Origin of the sequence: Chryseobacterium phosphatilyticum, assembly GCF_002899825.2 — a bacterium.
Lineage (GTDB): Bacteria > Bacteroidota > Bacteroidia > Flavobacteriales > Weeksellaceae > Chryseobacterium > Chryseobacterium phosphatilyticum.
The window spans coordinates 503,631-523,513 of sequence record NZ_PPED02000002.1; the positions used below are offsets into that span (position 1 = coordinate 503,631).

General features: G+C 36.1%; 20 protein-coding genes. 4 read left to right on the forward strand and 16 right to left on the reverse strand.

Annotated elements, in window-relative coordinates:
• The 4 genes from C1631_RS09345 to folK all read right to left on the reverse strand — a co-directional run.
• Positions 1-1,031: OmpA family protein (locus C1631_RS09345; RefSeq protein ID WP_109712346.1), on the reverse strand; the 1,031-nt coding region annotated here is incomplete at its 3' end.
• Positions 1,032-1,240: 209 nt separating this feature from the next.
• A complete protein-coding gene (locus tag C1631_RS09350; protein WP_109711831.1) occupies positions 1,241-2,764 on the reverse strand; it encodes an OmpA family protein in 1,524 nt (507 codons plus the stop codon).
• A 57-nt stretch (positions 2,765-2,821) separates the two neighbouring features.
• A complete protein-coding gene (locus C1631_RS09355) occupies positions 2,822-3,946 on the reverse strand; it encodes a flagellar motor protein MotB (RefSeq protein WP_109711833.1) in 1,125 nt (374 codons plus the stop codon).
• A gap of 17 nt (positions 3,947-3,963) precedes the next feature.
• Positions 3,964-4,380, reverse strand: a complete 417-nt coding sequence (gene folK, locus C1631_RS09360; protein WP_103247944.1) for a 2-amino-4-hydroxy-6-hydroxymethyldihydropteridine diphosphokinase — start codon at positions 4,378-4,380, stop codon at positions 3,964-3,966.
• Positions 4,381-4,400: 20 nt separating this feature from the next.
• Between folK and sppA the strand changes: the two genes are divergently transcribed.
• Complete coding sequence (sppA, locus tag C1631_RS09365) at positions 4,401-6,155, forward strand: signal peptide peptidase SppA (protein WP_109711835.1); 1,755 nt, start codon at positions 4,401-4,403, stop codon at positions 6,153-6,155.
• Between the two features lie 68 nt (positions 6,156-6,223).
• Here the strand turns inward: sppA and C1631_RS09370 are convergent, their stop codons facing one another.
• From C1631_RS09370 to rpmB, 7 genes are all read right to left on the reverse strand, one after another.
• Entirely contained in the window at positions 6,224-6,478 is a 255-nt protein-coding gene (locus C1631_RS09370) for a GlsB/YeaQ/YmgE family stress response membrane protein (RefSeq protein ID WP_109711837.1), read from the reverse strand.
• 70 nt (positions 6,479-6,548) lie between these two features.
• On the reverse strand, positions 6,549-7,502 hold the full coding sequence (ftsY, locus tag C1631_RS09375; protein ID WP_103247941.1) for a signal recognition particle-docking protein FtsY: 954 nt from the start codon (positions 7,500-7,502) through the stop codon (positions 6,549-6,551).
• A gap of 15 nt (positions 7,503-7,517) precedes the next feature.
• The gene (locus C1631_RS09380; RefSeq protein WP_103247939.1) at positions 7,518-7,985 is read right to left on the reverse strand and encodes a RidA family protein; all 468 of its coding nucleotides are present in this window, start codon (positions 7,983-7,985) and stop codon (positions 7,518-7,520) included.
• 155 nt (positions 7,986-8,140) lie between these two features.
• Positions 8,141-9,100, reverse strand: coding sequence for an MBL fold metallo-hydrolase (locus tag C1631_RS09385; RefSeq protein ID WP_103247938.1), 960 nt, complete (start codon positions 9,098-9,100; stop codon positions 8,141-8,143).
• A gap of 77 nt (positions 9,101-9,177) precedes the next feature.
• Positions 9,178-9,330, reverse strand: a complete 153-nt coding sequence (locus C1631_RS09390) for a DUF4295 domain-containing protein (protein WP_002976755.1) — start codon at positions 9,328-9,330, stop codon at positions 9,178-9,180.
• Positions 9,331-9,349: 19 nt separating this feature from the next.
• The gene (gene rpmG / locus C1631_RS09395; RefSeq protein ID WP_027373683.1) at positions 9,350-9,532 is read right to left on the reverse strand and encodes a 50S ribosomal protein L33; all 183 of its coding nucleotides are present in this window, start codon (positions 9,530-9,532) and stop codon (positions 9,350-9,352) included.
• A 6-nt stretch (positions 9,533-9,538) separates the two neighbouring features.
• On the reverse strand, positions 9,539-9,781 hold the full coding sequence (rpmB, locus tag C1631_RS09400; RefSeq protein WP_002976757.1) for a 50S ribosomal protein L28: 243 nt from the start codon (positions 9,779-9,781) through the stop codon (positions 9,539-9,541).
• A gap of 243 nt (positions 9,782-10,024) precedes the next feature.
• Here rpmB and C1631_RS09405 point away from each other — a divergent pair, with 243 nt between their 5' ends.
• The gene (locus C1631_RS09405; RefSeq protein ID WP_228441145.1) at positions 10,025-11,734 is read left to right on the forward strand and encodes a T9SS type A sorting domain-containing protein; all 1,710 of its coding nucleotides are present in this window, start codon (positions 10,025-10,027) and stop codon (positions 11,732-11,734) included.
• A 196-nt stretch (positions 11,735-11,930) separates the two neighbouring features.
• On the opposite strand, the gene lnt is transcribed toward C1631_RS09405, so the two are convergent.
• Positions 11,931-13,565, reverse strand: a complete 1,635-nt coding sequence (lnt, locus tag C1631_RS09410; protein ID WP_109711841.1) for an apolipoprotein N-acyltransferase — start codon at positions 13,563-13,565, stop codon at positions 11,931-11,933.
• A 55-nt stretch (positions 13,566-13,620) separates the two neighbouring features.
• Here lnt and C1631_RS09415 point away from each other — a divergent pair, with 55 nt between their 5' ends.
• Entirely contained in the window at positions 13,621-14,034 is a 414-nt protein-coding gene (locus C1631_RS09415) for a VanZ family protein (RefSeq protein WP_109711843.1), read from the forward strand.
• Here C1631_RS09415 and proC read toward each other — a convergent pair.
• From proC to C1631_RS09435, 4 genes are all read right to left on the reverse strand, one after another.
• Positions 14,024-14,827 carry a pyrroline-5-carboxylate reductase gene (gene proC / locus C1631_RS09420; protein WP_103248953.1) on the reverse strand — a complete coding sequence of 268 codons (804 nt, stop codon included), beginning with the start codon at positions 14,825-14,827 and terminating at the stop codon, positions 14,024-14,026. The genes C1631_RS09415 and proC overlap by 11 nt on opposite strands.
• A 241-nt stretch (positions 14,828-15,068) precedes the next feature.
• On the reverse strand, positions 15,069-16,082 hold the full coding sequence (murB, locus tag C1631_RS09425) for a UDP-N-acetylmuramate dehydrogenase (protein ID WP_103248952.1): 1,014 nt from the start codon (positions 16,080-16,082) through the stop codon (positions 15,069-15,071).
• Positions 16,083-16,085: 3 nt separating this feature from the next.
• Positions 16,086-16,571, reverse strand: a complete 486-nt coding sequence (locus C1631_RS09430) for a hypothetical protein (RefSeq protein ID WP_109711845.1) — start codon at positions 16,569-16,571, stop codon at positions 16,086-16,088.
• Between the two features lie 10 nt (positions 16,572-16,581).
• A complete protein-coding gene (locus tag C1631_RS09435) occupies positions 16,582-17,787 on the reverse strand; it encodes a pyridoxal phosphate-dependent aminotransferase (protein WP_109711847.1) in 1,206 nt (401 codons plus the stop codon).
• A 222-nt stretch (positions 17,788-18,009) separates the two neighbouring features.
• On the opposite strand from C1631_RS09435, the gene C1631_RS09440 reads away from it, so the two are divergent.
• Positions 18,010-19,803, forward strand: coding sequence for a T9SS type A sorting domain-containing protein (locus tag C1631_RS09440; protein ID WP_165828266.1), 1,794 nt, complete (start codon positions 18,010-18,012; stop codon positions 19,801-19,803).
• Positions 19,804-19,883: the final 80 nt, after the last annotated feature.

The following is a 19,883-nucleotide window of genomic DNA, read 5'->3' on the forward strand; positions in this document are numbered from 1 at the left end:
GGAACCGTTACACACTTATCGTAAAGGTCAATAACACCATCTAAGTCAGTGTCAAGAGCAACTCCGGCACCATCTACTCTTGCTCCTGCAGGAGTATCAAGTTGTCTGTCCCAATCGTCACATACCCCATCGTTATCAGCATCTCCTTTTTTACATACTTCAATATCCTGGTTTTTGTTAGCCAAAACATCAAGTTTGTAATAGATTTCCTGAAGTGGATCATGCCACATTAAGTGAGATTCGTGTTTTCCTAGTTTTAAAGAAAGACCTAAAGTAGCATTGAAGAAGTTGTCGGAAACTTGTGATGAACGTCTGTTTACATCGCTGTATGGATCTCCTCCTCCGTCAAATGTATCATCACCTGTGATGACATACATTAATCTACCTTCAATGTCAATTCTCCTGTTCACTTTGAATTTTAAACCAGCACCAGCCTGCATAAACATAGAGCCTAGTTTGAAAGGTTTAACTTCAGTCATGAGTTGCTGTCCTTTGATATCTTTTTGGTACGCTCTGTAGGCTATTGTACCAACACCTCCGTATCCGTGAAGTGCCCATCTGTAAGGAGAGTGGTTGTCAACTCTTCTCAACAGATTAGAGAAGTTGATATCTCCTAAGATTGAGATTGCATCATACTGAGTTCTACCGGCTATTGCTTTTGCATCAGGGGCAGCATCTTTAGTATTGAACCATCCTTGTCTGGTTTCACCTCTGTCGTACTGTAGTTTTAAACCAAAAGCATGAGTAATGGCTTTATCAATACTTACGTAAGCAGAATATCCAAAAAGGTTTTTACCGTTACCATTCTTAATTGATGTTAAATCTGCTGATTGCATCAATGGAACTCCAACCCCCGCGGAAATAGACCAGTCATTAAATCTTTTCGATTGGTTGGTAAATGGGGAAACATTAGCAGACCCAGAAGAAAATGTATTAGGGTACTCTCCTTTTGAAACTGCCGTTGAGTCTTGTGCATAAGTGGCAGTAGGAATTGCCATAGCTAATGCAACAATTGCTAAACTTAATTTCATAGTGTTATTTTTTTAAGTTAAGTTATTTTAAATGATTTTTTACGTTAAAAAGTGATTTCGTGTTATTTTTTTTCCGAGGAACGTGTTGGCTGTTAGTCCTTTTAATACGAACTCCCTCTAAAATGATATAAAGGTATGTAAAATATTTCGTAGTAAAAAAAAAATAAACCGAAAAGAACTTCTTTTCGGTTTATGTGTATAGTAAAAAGTTACTTTTTCTTTTTCTTAGCAGGTGCTTTTTTCACAGTTTTTTTCACTGGAGCATCTTCATAGTCTTTCTTTTTAATAGAATTCCATTCAGAACTTTCTATAAATTTCACTGTTACTTTTCTGTCTGCTAATCTTTCAGCGTCTGAAGCTGATGCAGGAATCTTGGCTTCTGCGGAACCTACACCTCTTGATTTTAGCACATTATCATTAACTCCTCTGGTTTCTAAAGCAGAAACAACAGAAGCAGCTCTTTCTTTAGATAGTCTCAGGTTATATGCTGCATTTCCTTTAATGTCAGTATGTCCTGTTAACAAGTAATTTCCTCCGTTTTCTTTAATAATTGAAGCCGCAAGATCTAATTTACTGTTAGATTCAGGTCTGATCGTTGCCTTATTGAAGTTAAAGTAGATGTCTTTCAATGTTTTTTCTACTTCTACTGCAGTATCATTGTTGTCTTTTTTCTTCGGACATCCGTTGTTTTCAACAGGGCCGGGAACCGTTACACACTTATCGTAAAGGTCAATAACACCATCTAAGTCAGTGTCAAGAGCAACTCCGGCACCATCTACTCTTGCTCCTGCAGGAGTATCAAGTTGTCTGTCCCAATCGTCACATACCCCATCGTTATCAGCATCTCCTTTTTTACATACTTCGATATCCTGCTTTTTGTTAGCCAAAACATCAAGTTTGTAATAGATTTCCTGAAGTGGATCATGCCACATTAAGTGAGAATCGTGTTTTCCAAGTTTGAATGAAAGACCTAAAGTAGCGTTGAAGAAGTTGTCGGAAACTTGTGATGAACGTCTGTTTACATCGCTGTATGGATCTCCTCCTCCGTCAAATGTATCATCACCTGTGATGACATACATTAATCTACCTTCAATATCAATTCTTCTGTTCACTTTGAATTTTAAACCAGCACCAGCCTGCATAAACATAGAGCCTAGTTTGAAAGGTTTAACTTCAGTCATGAGTTGCTGTCCTTTGCTATCTTTTTGGTACGCTCTGTATGCTATTGTACCAATACCTCCATATCCATGAAGTGCCCATCTGTAAGGAGAGTGGTTATCTACTCTTCTCAACAGATTAGAGAAGTTGATATCTCCCAAGATTGAGATTGCATCATACTGGGTTCTGCCGGCTATTGCTTTCGCATCTGGAGCGGCATCCTTAGTATTGAACCATCCCTGTCTGGTTTCACCTCTGTCATATTGTAAATTAATTCCAAAAGCGTGGGTAATTGCTTTATCAATACTTACATAAGCAGAATATCCAAAAAGATTCTTACCATTACCGTTTTTGATAGAGGTTAAATCTGCTGATTGCATCAGGGGAACACCTGCTCCTACTGATATAGACCAGTCATTAAATCTTTTCGATTGATTATTAAATGGGGAAACATTCGCAGAACCAGAAGAAAATGTATTGGGATATTTTCCATCTGTAGCTGCAGTTGAGTCTTGAGCATAGCTGGCTGTCGGGATCGCCAAAGCCAGTGATGCTATTGCTAAACTTAATTTCATCGTGTATTATTATTTGATTTTTTTAATAAAGTACAAAGTTGTTTTTAAAACACTTTGTTATTTGACTGGACAACCGTTATTTTCAACAGGTCCCGGCACAGTTACACACTTATCATAAAGATCAATAACTCCGTCAAGATCCATATCTAAAGCAACTCCGGCTCCATCTACTCTTGCTCCTGCAGGAGTATCAAGTTGTCTGTCCCAGTCGTCACATACTCCGTCATTATCTTTATCACCTTTTTCACACACTACAAAGTCTGTAGAGGCGTTTTCTAAAACGTTGGTTCTGTAGTATGCTTCCTGAAGTGGGTCATGCCACGCTAGATGTGTTTCATGTTTTCCTAATTTGAAAGATACTCCCAGAGATACTGTCCAGGCGTTGTAAGATCTTTTGTTGTTAAGGATTGTATATCTGTATTGGGATTCTACAGGTTGCGCAGGATCATAACTTGCGTTGTTATATCCACTTCCATCAAATGATTGTTCTCCACTAATCAGATACATGGTTCTGGCTTCAACATCAATAAGTTTTGAAACGTTATACTTTAACCCTAAACCAAGCTGATAGTATACAGAACCAAAATCAAGATCCTTCTTCACAAATTGAGGAACTCTCTTAGGATTATCACTCCATCTGTTTCTGTCATTATCATGCAGAGAGGTTCTGTACCCTTGAAGTCCAATACCTCCATAACCATGGAATGCCCATCGGTATGGAGAATGATTGTCCACTCTTCTTAGTAAATTGGAGAAGTTGATATCTCCTAATAAAGCAATTTGATCAAACTGAGTTGTAGCCGTTGCTACGCCTGCTAACTGTCCAGGTACACCGGGAAGCTGACCTGTTTGTTTTGTTTCTCCTCTGGTGTACATAATACTTGCCCCGAATGTATGTGAGATTTGCTTATCAATACTTACGTAAGCATTATATCCCCAATTGACCTTATCCTTGTTGATAGAGGTTAGGGCAGAGTGCACCATAAATGCAGGACCCCCTCCAACAGATATAGACCAGTCTCTGAAGCGTCTGGCTTTATTGTTGAATGGTTGAACATTGGCGGAACCCGAAGAGAAAGTATTAGGATACTCAGTGGAAGAGTTTACTGTAGTACTGCTGTTTTGAGCTTGTGCGTAAGCTGCGATAGGCAGTGTAGCCAATAATAATAAACCTAATTTCATACTGTATGTTTTATGTTTTAAATAAAATCTTTTAATAATATTCTGGAAAAATCCCTTTCAAAAAGATGTTTTTTATGAGGGATTTCTAATCTTTCTGATTTAAAATTCAAATCATTATACTTAATGATATCAATATCTATTAGTCTATCAGTATAGCCTCCAGATACCTTTGAATCATTAATTCTTCCCATTTCAACTTCAATGCTTTTTATACAATTAAGCAGTTGAATTGGTGTTAAATGCGTGAATATTACTGTTGCAATATTACAAAAAATATTGGAACTAGCAAATTCTACAGGATCTGAAAATAAAAATTCGCTTATTTGTGAAATGTTATTCCCTGCCTCCTGTATTTTCTGTAAAGCAAGCTCTATATTTTTTTTTTGCTCTCCAAGATTACTTCCTAGTAACAAAACTACCTTTTGCTGCGACATATTGGAAAATTGATTGATTTATGAGAAGTTTCTTTAAAAATGTTTTGGCAAATATAGTAGCAATTCTTATACTTTGCGCTTTATTTTTCGTCTTTTTCATTATGATGCTTGTTTTTAGTTCTATGGGCAGTGACAAGTCAGTAGTGGTGAAAAAGAACTCCGTTCTTACGATTAATTTGAAAACAAATATTATCGATAGCCCTACTGAAGAAGAAGTGGGATTATTTGGAATCGGAAGTCAGAATAAGAGCGTCCTTTTATATGATGTATTGGAAGCTATTAACAAAGCTAAGACTGATGATAACATTAAAGGAATTAGTATTGAAGCTGATGATTTAAATGCGGGGTTGACTCAGATTGATGATATCAGGAATGCTATTGCAGATTTTAAAAAGAGTGGGAAATTTGTGTATGCTTATGGAAACGGGGTTTCGCAATCTGCTTATTATTTAGGATCAGTGGCTGATCAGTATTACCTAAACCCTGCCGGAGGTATAGAATTAAAAGGTCTTTCTACAGAAGTTACATTCCTGAAAGATTTTGCGGATAAATATGGAATTGGTATCGAAGTAATTCGTCACGGTAAATTTAAGTCTGCTGTTGAACCTTTTTTAAGAAATGATATTTCTCCTGAAAATAAAGAACAGCTGAGTACTCTTTTGAATGATCTTTGGAAAAATACATCCAATAAAATTGCTGTTTCAAGAAAAATAGATTCAGCCCAGTTCAAAACAGTAGTCGATAGTTTGTACGGAATGATACCGGAGCTTGGGGTAAAATATAAACTTGCAGACAAGCTTATTCAGAAAACAGAATATGAGAACCTGATTAAAGCAAAATTGAGTGTAAAGGATAAAGAAAACCTCAATAAAATTTCATTAGGGAGTTACATCAATTCTTTTTCAGATAAGGATAATTCCGGAGAGAAAGTAGCTGTACTATATGCTTCAGGATCTATTAACAACGGAGATGGTTATAACGATATCTATTCTGAAAAATACGTGAAATATATTAAGAAGCTTCAGGACGATGATAAAGTGAAAGCCGTTGTTTTTAGAATTAATTCTCCAGGAGGTAGTGCCAATGCTTCAGATGAAATTTTATTTGAATTACAGCAATTGAAAAAGAAGAAGCCTCTGGTTGTTTCTTTTGGGGATTATGCAGCTTCGGGTGGATACTACATAGCAATGGCTGCAGATAAGATTTATTCGGAACCTAATACGCTTACCGGATCCATCGGGGTTTTTGGAGTGATGCCTTATTATAAAGATATTGCCAATAAAAACGGAATCCGTGCAGATATTGTTGCTACGAATGCAAATTCTATGTATTATTCAGGATTAAATGGAGTGACGCCGTATGGAGTGAATATGATGACAAAAAGCGTTGAAGGAACATATAAAAGATTTGTCCATTTCGTAACACAAAACAGAAAACAAAGTTTTGAACAAATTGATAATGTTGGTGGCGGAAGAGTATGGAGTGGGACTCGTGCTAAACAAATTGGTCTGGTAGATGAGCTGGGAACATTAAATGATGCCGTTAAATTTGCTGCACAAAAAGCAGGGTTAAAATCTTATCATGTTGATTCTTTTCCAAAGAGAATCTCTCCTGTAGAGCAACTTTTCAAAGATCTTAATGAAGAGGATGTATCTGCAAGAATTATTAAAAATAAAATAGGTAAATCCAACTATGAGATCTTACAACAGATCACAGACAAAAAATTACAGTCTGAAATTAAAATGGAAATGCCTTACCAAATCAGGGTTAACTAACTAAATTATATTGTACACAAAAATCCCGGATCTGAATTTCAGATCCGGGATTTTATTTTTATTATCTCTTAGCTTTTCTTGGTTGCCATTCCGTAAATCCAGAGAACAATGAGTGATCCTCCTATGGCAAGCAACATACTTCTGAAATCGAAACTTTCAACTGTTCCCCAGCCTATAAGGTTTCCTACAAATCCTCCAACAAATGCTCCTACAATCCCCAGGATAATTGTCATCAGCCATCCACCTCCCTGAGTACCCGGCATTATTAATTTTGCAATAGCTCCTGCGATAAGACCAAATATGATCCAAGTTAAAATTCCCATAGTTTCAAATGTTTTAATTGTTAATATTTAAATGATTTGTTTACTAATATAAGGGAAAATATGATATAAATCATCTTTTCTTGAAGAATGAGTCTACAAATTCCGTACCATTAAAAAGTTGCAAATCCTGCATTTTTTCGCCTACACCAATATATTTTACAGGAATTTGGAATTGATCGGAAATCCCGATAACTACTCCTCCTTTTGCTGTTCCATCCAATTTTGTTACCGCTAACGCATTCACCTCCGTGGCGGCTGTAAACTGTTTTGCCTGTTCAAATGCATTCTGTCCTGTTGAACCATCCAAAACTAATAAAATCTCATGAGGAGCATCCGGAATAACTTTCTGCATTACCCTTTTAATCTTAGAAAGTTCGTTCATCAGGTTGATCTTATTGTGAAGTCTTCCTGCGGTATCAATAATGGCTACATCCGCATTTTGAGCTACAGCACTTTGTACAGTATCAAATGCTACTGAAGCGGGATCAGAGCCCATTCCTTGTTTTACAATAGGAACACCCACTCTTTCACTCCAGATAGTCAATTGATCAACTGCAGCAGCTCTAAAGGTATCGGCAGCTCCTAAAACAACATTTTTACCTTCGGATTTAAACTGGTGAGCCAGTTTTCCGATGGTAGTCGTTTTACCAACACCGTTTACCCCAACAACCATGATAACATACGGTTTTTTGGAAGTATCAATATTTCCTGTTCCTGCATGAGGGTTTTCAAGAAGTAATCCTGAAATCTCTTCACGAAGAATATTATCCAGTTCGCTTACCCCAACATATTTGTCTCTGGCAACACGCTCTTCAATTCTTTCTATAATTTTAATAGTGGTAGAGGCACCCACATCAGATGCAATCAATATTTCTTCAAGATCATCAAGAACCTCATCATCTACTTTACTTTTGCCGACTACGGCCTTTGTCATTTTTTCAAAGAAACCCTGGCTGGATTTTTCTAACCCCTTATCTAAAGTTTCTTTTTCTTCCTTTTTGAAAATATTTTTAAACCAACTCATAGTTTTAGTTTATTCTTATTTATTTTTAATCACTGCTGTGGCTTCTACTTCTATAAGCACATCATTTCTGAAAAGTTTACTTACCTCTACAAGGCTGCTTACAGGCGGAGTTTGAATATTGATATATAGATCTCTGACCTTCCTGAAATCCGGTGTTTTGGAAATGTCGGTTATAAAGATTCCTAATTTTATAATATCTTTTCCTGTACCTCCATATTCTTTCAGTATATTTTCGATATTCCTGAAAACCTGTTGAGTCTGTTCTTCTACATTACTTCCTACCAGAATTCCTTTATCGTTTAAAGGAACCTGTCCGGATAAAAAAATCATCCTGGAATTGCCACAGTCAATACTTACTGATTGAGATAGCCCTTTAATGCTGAAAACTTTTGGTGAACTTTTATATTCTATCGGATCCATTGTTTTCTGACTGAATGAAAATAGAAAAAATACCGTGCAAACCAGAGCAAGAATTTTTTTCATATTTAATTGATTAATAATCTGGTGAGCAAAGATAACAAAAAAACTACCCAAAAGATAAGTGTTTTTTTTACATTGTATATAAATTACAGACTGGTTTTAAGGTAATCTTATACCTTGTACACTTGTATCTTGTTTCTTTTTATCTTTTTTAAATGTTATAATTCTACCTTGTCTCCAAGCCTTGCAATATTAAAACCATTTGCCAGAACTGTTTGTGTTTGTTGGCTGTCCGGAATTAAAAGTTTGTTCGTATGGTTCAGATGTATAAAGTGTATTTTCTTTTTTTCCAGAGCAGGCAAACTCCTGAAAAGTTCCATACTTTCTGTTACAAATGGATGTGGAATTTCGGCGATGTCTCTAAAACCTACTTCTTCTGCATCGTAAAATGTAGCATCCAGAAAGGCATAATCAACAGTCCTGATAAGATCTGTAATGTTATGCTTCCATGTGCCCCATTTATCTATATCAGGGATGAATAAAGCTTTTTTATGAGGCCCTTGAATAAGGTATCCTACTGTTTCTGAGTACTCATCCCTATGAGGGACCTGGATAGGAGTTACCCGAAGGTGAGCCGTTATTTGTAAAGGAACTTCATTCTGCATTTCCTGGATCGAAATATTCTTTAAATGGGTTAATTGTGACCAGGGTCCATTGTTTTCAAAATATTTTTTCAGCCTTGGCATGGCATACACCGGAATATTTTTGGAATTCATAGCTTCTCTTCCTAAAAACATTAAACCTGTGTAATGGCCAATATGAGCATGAGTAATAAAAATTCCATCCGGGGTTGTTTTATCTAAGGAGCCGGATTGTTGCTGTAGCAGCTGAACTTGTTGCGGGAAATCCGGGCTGGCATCAAAAATATAGTTTTTTTGAAGGTCATGATCTATGACTCCCAGCGATGTTATTTTCCGGTCTTGTTTCGGATGTTTCCAAAGGTCTGCACAGCAACTTTTTTTGCAGCCTGCCTGTGGCGAGCCTGCATCCTGTACATTTCCAAGTACAATCAGAGTTACTCCTTTATCTGAGGTTTCTTTTTCTTTGTTTTTGCTGTTTTGAGCATCAACGGGGCTTGAAAGACAAATACTTAAAAGTAGAATGAACAACGATTTCATGAGTAGATCTTTTGAATATAAAAATAAAAAAACTACTCAAAATGTGAGTAGTTTTTATATTGTAAATAAAGTGTTGATTATTTTTTCAAATAACCATCTACTTCGTCTGCATTCATTACTTTTTCTTCGAAAACGTAAGCTCCTGACTTAGAAGACTTAACCATTTTCACAACTTTAGTCATTTTTTTTGACTGACCGCTTTGTAGGGTTGCTACTACTTTCTTTGCCATTGTAAATTATATTTATAAATTACTTGATTTCTTTATGAAGGGTAGATCTCTTAAGAACAGGATTGTATTTTTTCAATTCCAATCTCTCTGTAGTGTTCTTTTTATTTTTTGTAGAAATGTATCTAGACATTCCTGGCATACCACTTTCTTTGTGCTCTGTACATTCAAGGATTACTTGAACTCTGTTTCCTTTTTTTGCCATGATTTATTAATTCTTTTTAATCAATCCGTTTCTAGTAGCTCTTTCAATAGCTTCTTCGATTCCAATCTTGTTAATCACTCTCAATCCATGAGCTGATACTTTCAGTGTTACGTGCTTATCTTGCTCCGGAAGGTAAAACTTCTTCTCTAATAAGTTAATTTCAAAACGACGCTTCGTTTTGTTATTAGCGTGAGAAACGTTGTTACCAACCATTGCACGCTTTCCTGTTATTTGGCAAATTCTTGACATATCTCGATGTTCTTATTTGTATAATATTTGAGAGTGCAAAATAACGAAGAATTTTTTAGATAGGCAAATCTTTTGAAAAATATTTGCAAATAAGTAACTGATTAATAATATTGAAATTTTAAAATATCCGAATTTCCGGGATATCCCAGAAAATCAAGGCTGATATATTTCATACAGGCTTTTTTTAGATCAGATAATTTAATGGCCTATCTTTGTTTTTAATTAATCTAAATAAAAATAACTATGAAGAGAATTTATATTCTATTGTCGATGCTGCCTATTGCTTTCACAGCGCAAACCTTTACTGAGGTACCAACCGGAATGAGTAATTTTTATTATTCTGCAGCTGATATTGCTGATATGGATAATGACGGTACTCAGGATATTGTGTTCAATGGAGCGATAGATTCGGACGGAGACGGGAATGTAGATCAGACATTTAATGAAGTATATAAAAATAATGGCGGTACAATGTCGCTTTATGCGGGCTTAAGCGGAGTAACCCATATGGGAGACATCAAATTTATAGATTACAATAATGATGGATTGATGGATATTATCTCTACCGGCCTGAGCTATATGGATATTGTTAATTACAAGCATTACAGATTCAAGAATACCGGTTCGGATTTTGTAAAAGAAGGTGAACTTCCGGGGAAAGTGTATGGATCTATGGAGGTTTTTGATTTTAATCACGATGGAAAACCGGATTATGCTATCAACGGGACTCAATACATTCATGGTGGAGGTTTCAGAAATACTTTAGACTTGTACCAAAATACGGGGTCCGGTTTTACCATGACTGAAAATTGGGTGAACGGAACTCAGAACGGAAGTTTTAAAGTAGTTGATTTGAATAACGACCAACTTTTAGACTTAGTCATTATCGGGTCAGATCTTGATCAATTTCCGGTGTCTAAGGTATATATGAATCAGGGAGGTACTTTGGTTCATACTCAGGATCTTGATCCGGTTTCAGTTGGGAAAATTGATTTTGCAGATTTCAATGCTGATGGTTTTCAGGATATCATCGTTATGGGCAAGGATGAAAATGATAACGGATATTTTGCTGTTTTAATGAATGACGGAACAGGACATCTTACTGCTCAGCAGCTTACCATGCCTGATATTTCAGATTCATCAGTAAGTCTTGGTGATTTGAATAATGACGGATACTATGACTTCATCGTCTCCGGAAACGTAAATTATAATGCTTTTGTAAAAGCGTACATTTATAATCCTTCTACGCATCAGTTTACGGAAGGAACAACGACCGGATTATATCAGCTTGGTGGGCCGGGAGTATTACAATTATTTGATTTCGATAACGATAATCATCTGGATGTTTTACTAACTGGGTTTGATTGGGCAAATAATGATTTGCCTTCTTTAACGAAACTTTTTAAGAACAATTCCACTGATATCAATTTAAAACCTACAGCACCTACAAACCTGAATCTTACAAAAACAGGAAACAGGTTCAATTTTGCATGGAGTGGGGCTTCTGATGACAAAACGCCGGTTAATGCTCTTCGTTATGAAATTAAAGTAGGAACCACACAAGGAGGACAGGATATTGCAAAATATGTGGTAACAACTCCTTCATGGTTTCTTGACCTTGATCCTGCGATTCAAAATGTGTTCTGGAGTGTAAGATCAATAGATGCTTCAAAAGTATATTCCGACCCGTCTGCAGAAGGTACATTGGGAACAATGGAGAATAATATTAGTACAAATCAGCTGACTATTTATCCAAATCCGACCTCTGATCAAGTATTTATCAGGGGAGGTAAGGTATCGGAAGCCGAAATGTATTCAATGGACGGGAAAAAGCTGAATATCATTGTAAAAGCAGATCAGTCAATAGATGTTTCTCATCTGCCTAAAGGCGTATATGTATTAAAACTGAAGATAAAAAACGAAATAACCACCAGGAAGCTTACGATTAAGTAATTGAATCAATTCTATCTTCTATCAATGAGAAAAGCCAGACGTCCAGCTGGCTTTTCTTTTTTTTGCTCAAAATTTAAGTTATAATAATTAAAGTTTATGCTCAGAAAATCTGCTTGATCTACAAAATCCGGGAGAAAATATGAACTCTTAAAAATTCAGCTGATTAAACAGATTTTTCTGGTTATTTGTTTGAAAATTATGCTTTTTTTGTTTTTGCCTGAAACCATTTAATCAGGAAGTAAAATAATAAAAATCCTAATGCAAATAGGGAGAACCTTGAAAGAAGATCTCCGGCTCTTGTGTAGAATGTCATGGTATCATAGAGTTTAACTTTGGCAAATAAAGCTGTTTGGTCACCGTAAAAAGTATCGGCCTCAATTTCGCCTTTTGCGTTGATGTGGGCAGAAATTCCACTATTGGCGGCACGGGCAATCTCTCTTCTGGTTTCAATGGCTCTTAATCTGGCATAGGACAAAAGTTGTTTGTGTCCCTCCGTTACTCCCCACCAGGAGTCATTGGTCATAATGCCTAAGAAATTTGCTCCTTTTTTTACATAATCGGTGACAAATTCTCCGTAAATACTTTCATAGCAAATAATAGGAGCTATTTTTCCTTTGTTGTAAGGGTTGGCAAAAGCAACTCTTTCCTTATCTGTACTTAAAGAAGCTACGGTTCCTCCCAGATTAAGCATAGCATCACCTAAAATAGGTTTCAAAACGCTCATGTAAGGGAAAATCTCAACTCCCGGTACAAGTTTTCCTTTATGATATACCTGTACTTTTTGATTCGGAACAAGTTGAATGGCGGTATTGTAACTGGCTACCCAAACTCCCTGATTGATTTGATAGGCTTCTTTTGGCATCTTTGCCGGATCAAAAAATAAATGGTGAGATGAAATTCCTGTTGCAAATACAGAACCTTGATGTCTGGATAAAAAATCTTTGATATTATTTAATAGTAAGCTTTTCTCAAATGCTGTTTCAGAGATAGAACCTCTTCCCGGAAGTGCGGTTTCAGGAGCAATATAATAATCAATTGCAGTGGTTGAATTCTTTTCAGCGAGAGCTAACAGATCATTTTCAATCGTTAAACTGTCTTTGGAATATTTTTCAGCGTAAGGATCAAGATCCGGCTGTAACATCAATACATTGACTTGCCCTGACGGTTTTTCATTAAAATTATTGTATTTGACCACCGAAATAATCATTGGAACTGCAATTAAGCCCACAATAATAGAAGAGTTTCTGATCAGATCTTTTCTTTTTCTCCCGGCCTCAAACGTTCTTATGGTGTAGAATATTAAAACATTAATCAATAAAATCCAGAAACTTCCACCGGTTGCCCCTAAGGTGTCATACCATTGAATCAGCTTAGGGTATTCTGAGAATACATTCCCCAGATTCAGCCATGGCCATGTCAGTTCCCATCCCAAATGAAATTTTTCGAAGCTCATCCAGATAGCTATTAAAAAAGCTAATCCCCAATAAGTTCCCTGTGCATTTTTATACCAGTGATAACATTGGAAAACCACAGAGTACAACAGAGAATTAACAAGTACCGGAAATACCACAGCCATCATAGAATGACTTCCATCCGGATTTTTTGAACCATATAGCCAGCCCGTTGTTACGATATTCCAGATGACAAAACATAGGTAGGAAAGTCCAAAAACCATCCATCCTTTTCTTTTATAATCCGAAAATTTTGAGATTCCATGTTCCATCATCAAAAGCGGAACAAGAGCAAAAAATATAAAAAACGGAACTCCATAAGTTGGCCATGAAACCGACAGCAGCATTGCTGAAATAAGTGTAAGTAAGACGTATTTCATTAAATTATTTTAACATACAAATTTAATGTTTTTGAAATGAATATCTTAGCACTTGATGTTAAAGAAATTTTATAAAATTATTATTATTCCTTATGGTTTATTTTTGCTGTACCTGATGTTTTTAGGGATGGGAAGATTTCAATATGAAGATAATTTAATTACGGTTGAGCCTGTTTTTTCTACGATAAAATTTATTCAGGGTACTCAGGAATGGAAGAGTATCATTATGATTGTTTTGGGAAATGTTGTGATGTTTATTCCTTTTGGCTTCCTGGGCTGGATTTTCCCGGGGTTACGGAAATTGAAACCCTTGCTTTTTACTTTTATTTCGGCAATCGTTATTGTAGAAGCCCTTCAATATTTTACCCGAATGGGAATATTTGAAGTGGATGATATCATTCTGAATACTTTTGGAGTGTATACAGGATGGATGCTTTGCAGGTGGATTGAAAAAAGAATTATTTATTAAGTTCTTTAGCTCGTTTTTCTGCGTTCAGAATTCCTTGTTGTAAAATAGTTTTAAAATTATTTTCTTCAAATGTTTTTAAGGCTGCTTCGGTAGTCCCTCCTTTAGAGGCAACATCTTTGATGAGTTCTTCTAGGTTTTTTTCAGAGTTATTGATCAAATGATAAGCACCCAGCATGGTTTGTTTTACAAATAACTTTGAAAGGTTTTCTTCAATTCCCATCTCTATTCCTGCTTTGATCATCGCATCAATGATATAGTAAAAGTAAGCGGGACCACTTCCGGAAAGAGCGGTAACACCATCCAGAAGTTCTTCATTTTCTAAATAAACCGATCTTCCTGTACTGTTCAGTAGCCTTTCTATATTAATCAATTGACTGAAAGAAATTCCGTCTGCAGCAGTATACCCTGTAATTCCCATTCCAAGAAGAGTAGGAGAGTTGGGCATTGCTCTTACCACAAGGGGATGTTTGAATGATTTCTGAATTTTTTCAATATTAATTCCTGCCATAATGGATAGGATCATCTGATTTTCCTTGAATGAAAAGTTGATATTTTGAGCCACTGTCTGAAAGTCCTGAGGTTTCACTGCAATAATGATCAGATCTGCATCAAGATCCCTGACTTCTTCAAAAGTAGAGATTTTGGATTTTGGAAATTCTTCAGCTATTCTGGAGATTTTGGATTCACTTCTTATAATAAGGTGCAGATGTTCAGGTTTGATGAGTTCATATTTCAAAAATGATTTTGAAAAAGATAGTCCCATATTTCCGGCTCCAAGAATTGCTATTTTCATATTGTGTCTGTTTTTTTAGCTAAAATAATGATTTTATGGGGATAAAACGATTATAGATAAGTTGATTGTATTAAGGTGCAAAGGATTTTATATGATAAACAATAGCTAAGACGTTCTTAAATTTTTTTATAGATGAACTTCTTTCTTCTTAAAAACGAAGCTATACCGCGAACCTTTATGCCTTATTGTTACCGACAAAATAAATAAAAAGCTGTATTCAAAATTGAAACAGCCCGTTTTTTTAAATAATGTTCACTTCCCGTTCCAGTTCTATTTCGAACTTTTCTTTTACGGAATTAATGATCTCTGTGGAGAAATCAAAAATTTCTTTTCCTGTAGCTTTTCCTGTAGCATTGATGATGACCAATGATTGAAGTTTGTGTGAGGCTACGTTTCCGATTTGTTTTCCTTTCCATCCACATTGTTCGATCAGCCATCCGGCAGGAACTTTTACTACATCTCCATTGGGATAGCCCTGAATATTTTCAAATTTTTGTTTTAAATCTTCAAATTGTGCCAGCGGAATGGTTGGGTTTTTAAAAAAGCTTCCGGCATTTCCGATTTGTTTAGGATCGGGTAGTTTACTTTGTCTGATGCTGATAACTGCTTTAGCAACATCTTGAATTGTTGGATGTTGAATATTCAGATTTTCCAACTCAGATTTTATAGCTCCATATTCTGTTTTGATGTGGTGGTCTTTTTGAGTCAGTTTAAAAGTAACCTGAAGAATTACATATTTACCCTTTCCATCTTGTTTGAAAATAGAATCTCTGTATCCGAAATTACATTCTTCAAGGTTGAAGGTTTTGATCTCAAGATTTTCCAAATCCAATACCTTACAGTTAACAAAAATATCTTTAATCTCAGTTCCGTACGCTCCGATATTCTGCATAGGCGAGGTTCCAACATTTCCCGGAATTAGAGAAAGATTTTCTAATCCGCCATAGTTTCTTTGCAGGCAATACATCACAAATTCATGCCAGTTTTCTCCTGCTTTGGCCGTTACAAGAATTTCATTGTCGTTAATGCTCTCTTCAGATATTCCTTTTAAATTGAGTTTGATAGCCAATCCCTCAAAGTCCTTTGTCAGCAAAATATTACTCCCTCCACCCAATAATAAAAGGGGAAGGTGTTGCTTTTTTGAAAAGGTAAGCGCTTCTTTTAGTTCTTCAATACCATTGATTTCGATAAAGTATCGGGCATGGGCATCAACACCGAAAGTATTGTAGGGCTGTAAGGAAAAATTTTCTTGCATGTTTTATTTGTATTCTTTAGGAAGAATGTTGTCTAATTGTTCTTTAAACTGTTGAAGTTGTTTGTAATGAGCAGTGTCCGCGAAAGAATTGACATAGATGTGAGCCTTTTTAGGGGTGCGAATCTGAAAGGTTTCATCAATTCCGTCTACCGATTGTTGGCTCGGAGAACTTTTGATATCGTCAAGATCTTTAATATTGATGGATGATATAAGCCGTTTCCATGTATCATTACTGATGGCTGAAGTCCATTTCTGGTGGGTGCGACTGACTGTGGCTCCTTTTTCTGCAAAAACAGAATCTTTTGTGACTTTAATGATGGTGTACTCTCCTAATGTTCCTCCGATATGAGACACACTGATAAGTGCTATTTCGTTTGGATTTTCAGAAGCTCCAGACGTTTCCTGTTTTTTTTTGTCACAAGAGAGAAATGCCGACAGCAAAAGGATCGAAAACAATATTTTCAGATGTATATTTTTTGTTGTCGGCATTGTATATTATTTACAGACTAAATTCTTCTCTGTATTTTTTTAAAGCATCTTTCAGAATTTCAGCACTTCTTTTTAAATCGTCTTCTTTTAAAACGTAAGCGATTCTTACTTGTTTTTTTCCTAATTCAGGATCACTGTAGAATCCTCCGGCAGGAGCTACCATAATGGTTTCATTATTCAATGAATATTTTTCAAGTAACCATTGTGCAAATTTTTCAGTGTCATCTACAGGAAGTTCAGCAACGCAATAGAAGGCACCTTTTGGCTTAGGGCAAATTACTCCCGGAATAGCATTCAAAAGATCTACCAGGATATTTCTTCTATGTGTATATTCTTCTCTTACCGCTCTGATGTAAGGACCATCGTTCTGGTGTGCAGCAGTTGCTGCAATTTGTCCCAAAAGAACAGGGCTTAATCTTGCTTGCGCAAAAAGCATTGCTGCATTACGGATTTTGTTGGAACGGGTTACCATACATCCGATTCTTACACCGCACATAGAATAACGCTTGGATTCTGAGTCAATAATGATACAATTTTCTGCTAATTCAGGGAAATCAAGCATAGATACTTGCTGCTTTCCGTCATATACATATTCTCTGTATACTTCGTCAGAGATGATTACAATGTCATATTTTAAAGCAATTTCAGCAAGTTTCTGAAGTTCCTCACGCGTATACAGGTATCCTGTCGGGTTACCCGGATTACAGATGATGATTGCTCTTGTTTTTTCGGTGATTTTTTTCTCAAATTCTTCTATAGCTGGAAGAGCAAAACCTGTATCAATAGTAGAAGGTACGGCAACTACATTTACATCAAATGTGCTTGTGAAACCATTGTAGTTGGCATAATAAGGTTCAGGAATAATAACTTCATCACCTTCATCGCATAATGTGGAAATTGCAAAATTAAGAGCTTCAGAACCTCCGTTGGTTACCATAAAGTTATCCGGTGTCAGATCTGAAAAGCCTAATGAATGATAATATTCTGTAAGGGCTTTTCTATATTCGATATTACCTTCAGAAAGTGCATATTCCAATACTTTTAAATCAATATTTTTTAAAGCATTTAAAGCTGTTTCCGGAGTTTCAATATCAGGCTGCCCGATATTAAGATGATATACTTTTATTCCTTTCTGTTTTGCTTGTAATGCAAAAGGAACCAGTTTTCTTACCGGCGATGGTGGCATGTGCAGTGCTCTGTTTGAAATATTCGGCATTGTTTAAAAATTTGTATGACAAAAATAAGATTTAATTTCTCAATAATAAAATTAAGAGACAAGAAGAAGTAGATCTTAGGGTTGGATTATTTTTCTGGAATAAATAATTTTTAATGTGTTGAAGGTTAATATTTAAATATTTTCATTAAATATTGATTTTTTATTAAAAATAACATTTTTATATTGATATTTTTCTTATTTTTCACAACAAATATGAAAAATATGACAATAAATTTATTTTCTAGAGTATTACCTGTGATTGCTCTTTTTTCAGTATCAGCTGTAATGGCTCAAAACTTTCAAATTATGCCTGTACAGTCAGGGTATACAGAAGATGTAATTGCAAATGGAATTGGTGCTGCTAATACATCTACTACAGTGGATGTTGATGGGGTTTCCTACAATTTTGTAGCAAGAGATTTTCAGCTGACCGCTACGAGCAATCCTCTTACTTATGGTATTCCTGCGGATGGTATGATCAATTCGGCGGTAGCTTCAACACCGGGGTTGAGTTTTCAGCTTGGAAATTTAAGTGGAAGTAATTCCTTACGGATTAATAGCAGTACTGCCGGTAGCAATGAAGGTACCATTGTGTTTGCGAATCCTATGGCTGCTTTTAAGCTTTATATGCTTTCTACGAGTGGAAGTGGAGCTTCTACCGTAAATATAACAGTCAATTTTACAGATACTACTTCTCAGACTTTTACCGGGCAAAGTGTTCCTGACTGGTATGATGGTACTAATTATGCGATCCGCGGCATTGGAAGAATTCTGAGAAATACAAACGGATTGGAGGCCAGTACCACTAATCCCAGGTTGTATCAAACTCTTCTCAATATTGATCCTACCAATCAGGCTAAACCTATTCAAAGTGTGACTATTACCAAAACAAACAGTAGTGGAGTCGCCAATATATTTGCATTTTCAGCAGACGCTTATAGTACTTGCGTTGCTCCAACTTTGGCTTCTGTGGGAACAGTTACTGCAAATTCTGCCCAAATTTCATGGACGGTTCCTTCAGGGACATCGGCAGCAAGCCATGATATATATTATAGTACGAGTCCAACAACGCCGTTAAGCAATGCTGTGCCTAATTACCCTGGAATTATAGGTACTTCATATACCATAGGAAACCTATCTCCAAGTACAAATTATTATTATTGGGTGAGAACAAATTGTAGTACCGGAACAGGGCAAAGTTCCTGGTCATTTGTAGGGACATTTAAAACGTTGTGTGGATCAATGATTCCACCATATACTAATGATTTTGTCAGTTTCCCTGGTTCATGCTGGGAGAATCTTATAGGAGGAACTCCGGCTACAGGGCCAACAGGAAATGGAAGCAGCTGGACTGCAGACGGGTTTCTTAACGTTGGTACCAGTGGCTCAGCAAGAATAAACCTGTTTACAACCAACACCATAGGATGGCTGAAGACTGTTCCTTTTGATCTTTCTGCCGGAGGTTACAGAGCGAAATTTAATTACGGGGTAACAACCTATTCAGGAACGGCATCAGCCACAATGGGATCTGATGATGTGATCCATTTCATGATTTCCAATGATGGCGGGAGCACATGGGATATCCTTAAAACCTGGGATGCAAGTAATACACCTTCCAATACTTCTAATGAGTATACTTATAATTTAGCAAATTATGTGGGAGCTAATACAGTATTTGCTTTCTACGGGACTGATGGAACAGTGGATGATACTCCGGACTATAATTTCTATGTTGATAATTTCACTGTTGAAAGTGCACAGTTGAGTACATCTGAGGTAAAAGGATCAACACCTAAAATAAGTATTCATCCTAATCCGTTTAAAGATATTCTTTATCTTTCTGATGGTAAAGATGTCAATAGGATAATTGTTGGAGATGCTTCCGGAAGAATTGTGAAAAGTATTGAAGGCTCTGTGAAACAAATTGATTTAAGTGAACTTGGTACCGGACTCTATTTTGTAACTCTTCACTTTAAAGATGGTTCTAAATCTACTGTAAAAGCGATCAAGAAATAATTTTTCAATTAATCATTTCAAGAGACAGCTATATAATGGCTGTCTTTTTTATTACAACTTAGAAAATGAATGATTTAATA